The following is a 10642-nucleotide window of genomic DNA, read 5'->3' on the forward strand; positions in this document are numbered from 1 at the left end:
AAAGGGTAAAGCTTGCGCTTTACCCTTTTTATTTTAGGTTTTAACCTAGCAGCTAGGCTGCTTTTTCTTGCTTAGCTTTAGGTGCTAGTTGCGCACGAAGCTCATCGGTATCGAAATCATCAACGTTAATTGATTTTAAGCGACCAATTTCAGCTCGTTCAAGTAAAGCGATTTCGCTGTCGCTTAACACACCAAGCGCTTTACCTTCAGCAGCAACTTTATCTAACCACATAAATGGCAGACGCTTACCCGCAGCTTTACAGACTTTGTCGTACAGTGGCTCTGCGGCAAGGATATCTTTAAACGTTTGTTCTTGGATACCTACAGCATTGAACTCAGATGCAGTCCAGAACTGGCCTTTACCTAAACGGTCACGACTAGCACAAGGAGTTTGCATTATCTTAGCCACTTTGTGATCTAATACATCACTAGGGCGCTTAATTGGACGACCGAATGGGAAGATAACGGCGCGAAGTGCAATGCCTAAACCCATTGGGAAGTTGTTCAGTAAGTCATCTAACGAATCTTGTAACTTGTACAACGAATCTTCAACAGCCCATTGAACTAAAGGTAAATCTTCAGTTAAACGACCATCATCTTCATAACGTTTTAGCGTTGCAGAAGTCAGGTATAGCTGGCTCAATAAATCACCTAAACGAGCAGAAATACGTTCTTTACGTTTTAGGTTTCCACCCAGTGTAGCCATCGCTAAGTCCGATAATAATGCTAAGTTAGCACTGAAACGGTTCATCTGTTGATAGTAACGCTTGGTTTTATCTGAGTAAGGGCTATTCGAGAAACGAGATGAGGTTATGCCCATCCAGAAGCTACGAATGAAGTTAGACGTTGCAAAGCCAATATGACCAAAGATAGCCGCGTCGAAGTTAGCTAAACCACGATTTGCATCAGTATCAAAAGCTGACTCCATTTCGGCCAATACATACGGATGACAGCGAATTGCGCCTTGTCCATAAATGATCATTGAGCGAGTTAGAATGTTTGCACCTTCTACAGTAATCGCAATCGGTGCAGCTTGATAGCCGCGGCCTAGGTAGTTATTCGGCCCTAGACACACACCTTTACCACCGTGTATGTCCATTGCATCAATGATACATTTTTGCATTCTATCGGTTAAATGGAATTTAACGATAGCTGAAACAACCGATGGCTTTTCGCCTAAATCGATAGCGGTAGTGGTTAACGTCGCCACCGCATCCATAAGGTAAGCATTACCGCCTATACGTGCCATTGGTTCTTCGATGCCTTCTAACTTACCGATAGGTAATTTAAATTGACGACGAATACGTGCATAAGCACCCGTAGCAATAGCGGCAGTTTTCACGCCACCAGCTGAGTTTGACGGTAAGGTAATACCACGACCTACAGATAGACACTCAACCAACATTCTCCAACCTTGGCCGGCCATTTCTGGGCCACCAATAATGAAGCTTAGTGGTACGAACACTTCGTTACCGCGTGTTGGACCATTTTGGAACATACAGTTCAATGGGAAATGACGACGTCCGGTTTCAACACCTGGAATGTCAGTAGGGATAAGTGCACAAGTAATGCCTAGTTCTTCTTTATCACCTAATAAGTGATCAGGGTCGCGTAGTTTAAACGCTAGACCAAGTACAGTAGCAACAGGTGCTAAAGTAATGTAGCGCTTGTTCCACGTTAGCTTCATACCAAGAACTTCTTCGCCTTGGAATTCACCTTTACATACCACGCCGAAATCTGGGATTGAGCCAGCATCACTGCCTGCTTCAGGGCTAGTGAGTGCAAAACATGGCACTTCTAAACCTTGAGCTAAACGGGGTAGATAATGATCTTGCTGCTCTTTAGTACCATAGTGCTGTAATAACTCACCAGGGCCTAACGAGTTAGGAACACCCACTGTTGAGGCAAGTTCGCTACTCACACCAGCAAGTTTTTGTAATACACAAGATTGAGCATAAGCAGAATATTCTAAACCGCCATACTTCTTCTTAATGATCATCGCGAAGAAACCGTTATCTTTTAAGAATTGCCATACATCTTGTGGCAAGTCACCTAGCACATGCGACACTTCGTGTTGATTGAGCATTTTACATACTTCTTCAACCGGTCCGTCTATGAATGCTTGCTCATCAGCAGTTAAACGCGCTTTAGGATAGTTGTGTAATTTGCTCCAGTTAGGGTTACCCGCAAATAAATCTGCTTCCCACCACGTTGTACCTGCTTCAATGGCTTCTTTTTCAGTAGAAGACATCTCTGGCATGATACCGCGATACACTTTTATCAGTGGACGACTGATAAAATTCTGTCTGAATGATTTGATGTTTAGTGGCAGCGCAATGACAAGGAAAACAATCCATGTAATTACACTAATAATGTCCAAAGTGCTACCGACAACTAACACAATCGCCGCAGCAATTGTTGTAGATAATAACGATACCCGCAGGTATGCCATGGCGCCGAGCACAAAGATCATCGCGATGATCCAAAGTAGGGTGGTCAATGTACTTCTCCTTAAAGCTATTTATGTAGACAAAATAGCTTATTTATTATTGATCTCATTCACAAGAATGAACGTGGTCAGACCTGTGTCACGTAAAAGTTAACCTTATGGGGCCTCGAATACAAGTGTTTTTCAAACAATTGTTTAAATATTTGTGTGTCTGAAATGTTCCACTCAATTAGCTTAGTAGTTACAATACGTTCTTCAAAAGTGTTTAGCTCAATATAGCAACATAAAAGGCAAGGCTAATGTGTGAATTACTGGCGATGAGTGCCAATGTGCCAACGGATATTGTTTTTAGTTTTACCGGCTTAGCTGAACGCGGTGGCGTTACTGGTCCTCATGTTGATGGCTGGGGAATTACTTTCTATGAAGGTAAAGGTAACCGTACTTTTAAAGATGCTTGTCCTAGCAGTAAGTCACATATTGCCGAACTTATTAAGTCATATCCGATTAAAAGTGAAATCGTGATAAGTCATATTCGCCAAGCTAATCGAGGTTGTGTGTCCTTGGTCAATACTCACCCATTTAGTCGTGAGCTATGGGGCCGTTATTGGACTTATGCGCACAATGGCCAATTAACCGATTATCAATCCACTTTTTCAGTGTCACGTTTTCAGCCTGTTGGCGATACTGACAGTGAACTGGCTTTTTGCTGGATATTGGAATCAGTGGTTAATAAGTTTGGCGAGTATGAACCTGAAAACATGAATGAAGTGTTTCAGTATATAAGCCTGCTCGCAGATGAAATAAGACAATTAGGTGTTTTTAATATGTTGTTGAGCAATGGCATAGACTTAATGACCTATTGCACTAACAACCTATGTCACATCACTCGCCGTGCTCCATTTGGACAAGCTACCTTGATTGATACCAATGTAGTTATCGATTTTAGCCAAGAAACCACGCCAAATGACGTGGTGACTGTGATTGCGACTAGACCATTAACCAATAATGAAAATTGGGTTGTTTTACAACCAGGTGAGTGGAAGTTATTCCGTAAAGGCGAGTTAATCAACAGCTAGCTGTTTTATTTCATCTAATTCAGACTCACTAATGCCAGCGTCATTTTCAGCTTCAGAGACTAGTTCATCCACAGTAGTTGAAGCTTCAGGCTTAGGACCGTCGATGACGACGGGCGTCATTGGAGGCAATGGTTTTTCGAATTGGTAGCTGGCTAGCTGAATATCGAGCTGTTTGCTGCCTTTTGAAAAGTGGCTTAAACGAACGGGTAGGTAAGCTAAATCAGGCGCCATCCAGAAAAATGTTTGTCTTTTGGTACTGTCACGCACCACTTCAACTTTGACGGTATCGTAAGTACCACTTTTTATGGTGACTTTTTCTTTGCCTATGACTCTAAATTGATAGTCATCGACTTCTTTTTCTTTAACCATTTTATAATCTAATGGTCGTATGTTGGCTGCTAGATCCATTCTGAATTGTAATTGAACCATTAACGGATCAAACACCTTTTCTTCATATGGTAGCTTTAATGCTTCTTGCTTATAAATGGTATGAATAAATTTCTGTGCTTTAGCAAAAGCAGTCTGTTCAGTGTAATCACTGCCAGTACCAGTGCGTTCTTGTATGTATCGAAATGGGACTAATTTACCATTTTCAAGGGTGAATTCGCTGGTAAGATGACGTTGATCAGACAGCATTAATAAACTGACATCGCTGTCGAAATGATAGCTGTAAAAACCACTGTCTGTTGCGGGTAAACGATAATTTGCTTCACCTAGTTCGAAGCTGCCATAAAACACATTATATTTAGCACTGTGGGCTGTTAATGGCGATAAGATAGCAGCTTGTTGGATTGCATCTAATGAAGCCGGGACATTAATTTGCTCGAGTTTTTCTGTAATCACAGCCGTTTCTGACACAGCCAATTTAGCCGTAGACTCAGTATCTGCAGTGAGTTGTTGAATGTCAGTTGCCTGTACGAAAAACATCGGACAGGTGGACAACATCAGAGTGAATAAGCGAGTTAATTTATTGACCAATGTATAATTACCTTAAAGTTTAGAATTCTGAATAAGCTAAGATTAAAATGGTAATGTCATTACCAGGGTGGCTAGATCGGGTTTCCATTGATATTGAGACAACGAAACCTTGCCTATGTTCACTGTGATACCTTCTAATCTTAGTAATTCTTGCTGTGTTTGAAAAGGTTCGGTATTTTTTGCAAAGGAAATCTTACCTTGACTATTGATAACCCTATGCCATGGGAGCCCAAGTGTTTCAGGCGCTAATTTCAATGCTCTAGAGACATAACGTGCTCGACCAGGTAACCCTGCTAAATCAGCAACAATTCCATAAGGTAGCACAGTGCCTTGAGGGATAATATTTACAATAAACCATATTCGCTCCATTGGCGTCAGTGTAGTCATGTGCTCCCATATAACGTCTTCAAGCAGAGTTTAGTGGTGTATTAGCAACAGATAATAGAAAAATTGCGGCCATAGTACAACCGTAATTTTATGAGATATGATTTTACGTTTAACAGTTATAAAACGGTGAGATAAATACATAAAAAATGGCTGAATGCGCCACCAAGTACAAAAAAATGCCAAATGGCATGATTAAACGGAATGCGTTTTCCAACATAAAAAATCACCCCTAGACTATAAAATAAACCGCCAGCAAGCAGTAAGCTTAAGCCTAAATCGCTCATGTGAGTTTTTAAATCGCCCATTACAGTGACGCATAACCAACCCATTACTAAATAAAGCACTACGCTAAATGCTTTAAAGCGACCGATAAACAATGTTTTAAAGATAACCCCGCCCAAAGCTAAAGACCAAATAGCAGTAAGTACCACCGTGGCTTGTGTGCTTTGTAAACTGATTAGCATCATTGGCGTGTAGGTGCCGGCAATTAACGTGTAAATAGCACAGTGATCTGCCATTTTATAGCGTTTACGCCACAGTGCACTTTTACTTGAGTGATATAATGTAGAGGCAAGAAACAATGCGATTATGCTAATGCCATAAATTGCCACACCAGTAATTTGCACTAAGGTTAAATGATCGGGGGCTTTTATCAGCATTAACATTAAGCCGATGATGCCAGCAATAACGCCTAATGCATGTGAAAGGGCATTAGCTTTTTCTTCTGCTTGGCAGTAATCTGATCCGCTCGATACCGCAACGGTTTGCTGAGATGCCAAAGTGTTTGATAATGAATTCATAATATCCTGTAAATCACGCTGATTGGATGTTGAGCAAGGTTAGTCTATCAGCCTCAAAACCAAATAGCTATATTTAGGTGAACACGTGTAAGCTGAAAATATTGTCCATATTTGGGTTACTGATAATTTTATTTTAACGTTTGATTGGGTAAACGTTTATTAATCCAATTCAAACATTAACAGCACAAATAAGGTGCTACTCAATGACGTTGTTGACGTTATACTTAGCCCATCATTCTTGGTGAATTAGTCTTTATGTCTGAAAAAAAACCACAGTCCAGTTCGCTTCAATCTGCGATAACCAATAGCGCTGATCCACGTTGGGATAACAAACTATCACAGCAAGTTGATAGTGCGAGTATTGATAGTGCGAGTATTGATAGTGCGAGTATTGAATTTGATAAAGGCGTGACACCTTTTGTTGAGACAGAAGATGAAGTGGTAGATGAAAAACAATTACAACATCATCAACAACAAGTCGCTGATGAAATTCAGTTGCAGTTAACTGGCGCGATGGGATCCGTATCAGATAATAGTGAACTTTTATTGCAGCCCAATCAACCAATCATTAGTGGCAATGCTTGGCAACGTTTTGTGGCTTCAGTGAGTAACAGTCGTTACACCACATTGGTCGTGATTTTAATACATGTGTTCGTTATCACTATCGCGTTGATATTTGGTCGAGTTGATATCAGTGGTATGACAGAAGTCCCGGTGACTGATGAACAGACAACAAAACCATTACCTCCGTTAAAAAGTTATCTTATTACTCAAGCTGAATACGATAAGTTAGTTGAACGAGCTCAATCAAATACAGCAATCCAAGATATTGAATCTGAATCAGAAAAAGTTCCTGAATCAGGGATGTCTAAGGAAATGGATGGGCCAGAGATTGAGTCTGAGTCAGCAGAGCCTATAATAAATTAATTCCACATACTGTTTGTCCAGTATGTACAATCAGTATGTGCAATCAGCGTTAAAATAAACACCGTTTGCGTGTAGCGTTAAGGTAAATTGTGGTATTTAAAGCGGTGGGCAATCGTTGACCAGCATAACGCACACAAGATGCCACAAATGAGACCCACCAGATGTGATTCAGTGGCAACTCTGGCATTAATTAACTGGGTGATACTGTTTGTCGCGCCAAATATCTGCTCGTATCCAACCTTAATGATCACACCAAGCAGCAGTAAATAACCTGAACGGTAACCCTTGTGGATATCCATTACCGCACCAAAAGCAAATAATCCATGCAACAAACCACTTAACCCAACATAGGCTTTTAAACTAGGGTAAAACAAATATAAACCAATACCTTCCAAGATACACAAACTGATAAACAGCAATGTAAATTTGCCTGGATGACGCTTGTAATGGACTTCATGTAAAAACACAATTACCCATAATCCTGCCAAATTCATCAGTAAATGCCATAAATTAGTATGTAACAGGTTACCGGTGATTAATCGCCATATTTGTCCATCAGTAATGGCGTCATATTGATAACTTAAATACTGATCAATGGGCAAAAATGCAGGCGTTGGTATATCTGCCGCAAAAAGCCCAATACAAATAAGGCTGATGGCAACGACAAAGTGATAAAGTCCAACAGTGTTTGATTTATGATTTAGCAAAATATCCTCTTTTCGCACCGTCAAAACAAGCCAATTTAATTTATCTAAAGACACTAAACTTAACTGTAGCGCAAAATTAACGCATGGCGTTAACCTGTGTGCCTGTAGGTGTCGTCATCAAAATAGCGCGCCGCCGAGTTGCATTAATTCGTTACGGTTAGTGACAGCATGTTATCGATACTATTATAGCTTACTGTTTAATGAGTCCATCACTGATTGACTATTTTGCAAGTAATCATCTAGGCCACGTTGACGTAATACACAAGCGGGGCAATCACCACAACCTTTACCAATAATGCCGTTATAGCAAGTTAACGTTTGATGTTGCACTAAAGCTAATTGCTGATATTTATCAGCCAGCGCCCAGGTTTCAGCTTTATTAAGCCACATTAATGGAGTAATTATCTTGAGGGGTTTATCCATTCCTAGCGCTAATGAGTTTTGCATTGATTGAACAAATTCATTACGACAATCTGGATAGCCAGAAAAGTCGGTCTCACACACGCCTGTAATAATAGCATCGCAACCTAATTGATAAGCGTAGATGCCTGCTAAGGTTAAAAATAAAATATTACGTCCAGGCACAAAAGTATTCGGCAAGCCATTATTCATCAACTCATGTGATACCGGTATAGCATCACGTGTTAATGCTGAAATGGCTAACTCGTTTAATAAGGTGGTGTCCATGACTTTATGGCTAGTTAGTTTCAACTCTGTTGCTAAAGATTTTGCCACTTCGATTTCTTGACGATGGCGTTGACCATAATCAAATGTGATCCCATGCACTTCATCATATTGAGATAAAGCCTGGATAAGGCAAGTAGTTGAATCTTGACCGCCACTGAAAACAACAAGGGCTTTAGTTGGGGTGTTTTGCTTTGCATCTGACATGGATATACTCTTAACGTACTGAACTGACTCGTAAGATCGGTGTGATCAACGCCTAGTGGTTCAGGTAAATAGAACTGATATGTTACCTAAGCCAGACCCAACTGCAAAGCTGTAGGTGTAAATACTTGCAGCTAACGCTAAAATACTCTATAAATGCCGCCCCGTTATAAGCCAGGTAGCCAATACTTGTCAGCAGAAGTAAGGTAAACAATGAAATATCCCGTTAACGAAGTATTTGAAACAATACAAGGTGAGGGCACATATACTGGTGTTCCTGCACTGTTCGTTCGCTTGCAGGGTTGTCCTGTAGGTTGTGCATGGTGTGATACTAAGCAAACGTGGGATGTGTTACCCGAAAATAAAGTGACCGCCGAGCAAGTGATTCAAGTTGATGGCACTATCGGCAGATGGGCTGATCATACTGGTCACACATTAGTGCAAGCATTCCAAGATAAAGGCTTTACTGCTAAGCACATTGTGCTAACCGGTGGTGAGCCGTGTTTGTACGATTTAACAGAATTAACCACGATTTTTATTGAGGCTGGTTATCAGGTACAAATAGAAACCAGTGGTACTTTTGAGGTGAAATGTCATACAGATGTTTGGGTGACTGTATCACCTAAAATCAATATGAAAGGTGGCTACAAGGTACTCGAACAAGCATTAAATCGTGCTAATGAAATTAAGCATCCGATCGCCACTGAACACCATATTGAAGAGTTAGATGAATTATTGCTGAATATTGATGTCACTGATAAAACCATTTGCTTACAACCTATTAGCCAAAAGGCGCGCGCAACAGAACTTGCCATGAAGATGTGTATTAGCCGTAACTGGCGTTTATCGATTCAAACACATAAATATCTGAATATTGATTAAATGTGTTTTTTAGAGCTAATGATGACCACACACAGTATTTAAGCAAAAAAGCCGTTGAATCTATATTCAACGGCTTTTTAATTTCAACAGGTTAACCAAGTAAACCAGATTGATTAAACGCGATGAGTTTTTCTCGGTAGTGTTCGAAACAGCCTATATTGTCTTCTATCCATTGCGGGTTGTAATAGGTATCGAGATAGCGCTCACCCGCATCACAAATTAAGGTCACAATGGAGCCTGTTTGACCTTCATTACGCATTTGTGTTGCCAGCAACAACGCCCCATATAAGTTGGTGCCAGTTGATGCACCCGTTTTACGCCCTATGAGTTGTTCTAACCACTGAATCGTTGCGATAGAGGCGGCATCAGGGATCTTAATCATGCAGTCAACAACACCAGCAATAAATGACGGTTCAACACGTGGCCGGCCAATTCCTTCTATTTTACTGCTCTTATCGCTAATAATGCTCGCATCACCACTGTGAAAGTAATCGTAGAATACCGAGTTTTCCGGATCGACTACGCACAGTTGCGTCTGTTGCTGTTGATAACGAATATAGCGACCAATAGTTGCACTAGTGCCACCGGTACCTGGACTCATGACAATCCAACTTGGAATAGGATGAGGCTCTTTTTCCATTTGGTTAAAGATTGAATCAGCAATATTGTTATTACCCCGCCAATCGGTGGCGCGTTCAGCATAAGTGAATTGGTCCATATAATGGCCTTGCAACTCAGAGGCTAATCTTTCTGATTCAGCATACATTTGACTGCCATTATCGACAAAGTGACATCGTGCACCGTAAAACTCTATTTGTTGAATCTTCTTTTTTGCGGTCGTTTTTGGCATGACAGCGATAAACGGTAATCCAAGTAATCTTGCAAAATAGGCTTCAGAAACAGCGGTACTGCCAGATGAAGATTCAATAATGGGCGTGTCTTTTTTTATCCAGCCATTACATAACGCATATAAAAACAGTGATCGAGCTAAGCGATGTTTCAAGCTACCTGTTGGATGAGTACTTTCATCTTTTAAATAAATATCTATTCCAACAAGTTGTGGAAGATCTAATTTTATTAGATGGGTGTCTGCAGACCGTTGAAAATCGGCTTCTATTTTTGCGATGGCCTGATTGACCCAAGTAGATGACATGCAATGATACTCGTTATTCCAAAAAGGAATAAATAATAACTAAAATATAAAGTTAAGAGTAGTGTTTATCGACATAAGCAAACATATTTAATTAAAAATAGCAGACGAAAGACAGTACCGGAGAATCAACAGATGACAGCAGGAGGTAATACAGAAAATAATTAGGTAAGGAATATCAATAAATTGTAACACTGAGATAGGGTAAAACAGAAAGTATTAACGAGACAAAAAATGACAGGAGGAATGATTCTAGCACTTGAACTGATGGTGTTTTTATTGTTATCTGGATTAAAATACAATTAACAATCGCAAAATGTAAAATGGTGGAGGGAGAAGGATTCGAACCTTCGAAGGCTGAGCCGTCAGATTTACAGTCTGATCCCTTTGGCCACTCG

General features: G+C 40.4%; 10 protein-coding genes. 3 read left to right on the plus strand and 7 right to left on the minus strand.

Annotated elements, in window-relative coordinates:
* Window positions 1-52: 52 nt before the first annotated feature.
* Window positions 53-2500: an acyl-CoA dehydrogenase FadE gene (gene fadE, locus AAEY97_RS14295; RefSeq protein ID WP_350999538.1), complete on the minus strand. Its 2448-nt coding sequence runs from the start codon at window positions 2498-2500 to the stop codon at window positions 53-55.
* 248 nt (window positions 2501-2748) lie between these two features.
* On the opposite strand from fadE, the gene AAEY97_RS14300 reads away from it, so the two are divergent.
* The gene (locus tag AAEY97_RS14300) at window positions 2749-3525 is read left to right on the plus strand and encodes a class II glutamine amidotransferase (protein WP_101088409.1); all 777 of its coding nucleotides are present in this window, start codon (window positions 2749-2751) and stop codon (window positions 3523-3525) included.
* On the opposite strand, the gene AAEY97_RS14305 is transcribed toward AAEY97_RS14300, so the two are convergent.
* The 3 genes from AAEY97_RS14305 to trhA form a co-directional block, all read right to left on the minus strand.
* Window positions 3511-4470: a DUF3108 domain-containing protein gene (locus tag AAEY97_RS14305; protein ID WP_350999564.1), complete on the minus strand. Its 960-nt coding sequence runs from the start codon at window positions 4468-4470 to the stop codon at window positions 3511-3513. The two genes, AAEY97_RS14300 and AAEY97_RS14305, sit on opposite strands and share 15 nt — an antisense overlap.
* A gap of 75 nt (window positions 4471-4545) precedes the next feature.
* Complete coding sequence (locus AAEY97_RS14310; protein ID WP_350999540.1) at window positions 4546-4890, minus strand: MGMT family protein; 345 nt, start codon at window positions 4888-4890, stop codon at window positions 4546-4548.
* A gap of 116 nt (window positions 4891-5006) precedes the next feature.
* Window positions 5007-5690 (minus strand): PAQR family membrane homeostasis protein TrhA, encoded by a 684-nt coding sequence (gene trhA / locus AAEY97_RS14315; protein WP_101088407.1) that lies wholly within the window; start codon window positions 5688-5690, stop codon window positions 5007-5009.
* 255 nt (window positions 5691-5945) lie between these two features.
* Here trhA and AAEY97_RS14320 point away from each other — a divergent pair, with 255 nt between their 5' ends.
* On the plus strand, window positions 5946-6617 hold the full coding sequence (locus AAEY97_RS14320) for a hypothetical protein (RefSeq protein ID WP_350999543.1): 672 nt from the start codon (window positions 5946-5948) through the stop codon (window positions 6615-6617).
* Between the two features lie 77 nt (window positions 6618-6694).
* Here AAEY97_RS14320 and rrtA read toward each other — a convergent pair whose 3' ends face one another.
* A complete protein-coding gene (gene rrtA, locus AAEY97_RS14325) occupies window positions 6695-7324 on the minus strand; it encodes a rhombosortase (protein WP_101088405.1) in 630 nt (209 codons plus the stop codon).
* A 183-nt stretch (window positions 7325-7507) separates the two neighbouring features.
* Entirely contained in the window at window positions 7508-8215 is a 708-nt protein-coding gene (queC, locus tag AAEY97_RS14330; RefSeq protein ID WP_101088404.1) for a 7-cyano-7-deazaguanine synthase QueC, read from the minus strand.
* 210 nt (window positions 8216-8425) lie between these two features.
* On the opposite strand from queC, the gene queE reads away from it, so the two are divergent.
* The gene (gene queE, locus AAEY97_RS14335; RefSeq protein ID WP_350999547.1) at window positions 8426-9094 is read left to right on the plus strand and encodes a 7-carboxy-7-deazaguanine synthase QueE; all 669 of its coding nucleotides are present in this window, start codon (window positions 8426-8428) and stop codon (window positions 9092-9094) included.
* Window positions 9095-9185: 91 nt separating this feature from the next.
* Here the strand turns inward: queE and AAEY97_RS14340 are convergent, their stop codons facing one another.
* Window positions 9186-10247 (minus strand): PLP-dependent cysteine synthase family protein, encoded by a 1062-nt coding sequence (locus tag AAEY97_RS14340; protein WP_350999550.1) that lies wholly within the window; start codon window positions 10245-10247, stop codon window positions 9186-9188.
* Window positions 10248-10642 lie beyond the last annotated feature (395 nt).

Origin of the sequence: Shewanella sp. TB7-MNA-CIBAN-0143 (assembly GCF_040310065.1) — a bacterium.
In the GTDB taxonomy this organism is placed as follows: domain Bacteria; phylum Pseudomonadota; class Gammaproteobacteria; order Enterobacterales; family Shewanellaceae; genus Shewanella.

Bases quoted from the DNA above. Each gene is read 5' to 3' on its own strand.
- AAEY97_RS14300 (WP_101088409.1), top strand. From the start codon at position 2,749: ATGTGTGAATTACTGGCGATGAGTGCCAATGTGCCAACGGATATTGTT.
- AAEY97_RS14305 (WP_350999564.1), bottom strand. From the start codon at position 4,470: ATGTTGTCCACCTGTCCGATGTTTTTCGTACAGGCAACTGACATTCAA.
- AAEY97_RS14310 (WP_350999540.1), bottom strand. From the start codon at position 4,890: ATGACTACACTGACGCCAATGGAGCGAATATGGTTTATTGTAAATATT.
- trhA (WP_101088407.1), bottom strand. From the start codon at position 5,690: ATGAATTCATTATCAAACACTTTGGCATCTCAGCAAACCGTTGCGGTA.
- AAEY97_RS14320 (WP_350999543.1), top strand. From the start codon at position 5,946: ATGTCTGAAAAAAAACCACAGTCCAGTTCGCTTCAATCTGCGATAACC.
- queC (WP_101088404.1), bottom strand. From the start codon at position 8,215: ATGTCAGATGCAAAGCAAAACACCCCAACTAAAGCCCTTGTTGTTTTC.
- queE (WP_350999547.1), top strand. From the start codon at position 8,426: ATGAAATATCCCGTTAACGAAGTATTTGAAACAATACAAGGTGAGGGC.
- AAEY97_RS14340 (WP_350999550.1), bottom strand. From the start codon at position 10,247: ATGTCATCTACTTGGGTCAATCAGGCCATCGCAAAAATAGAAGCCGAT.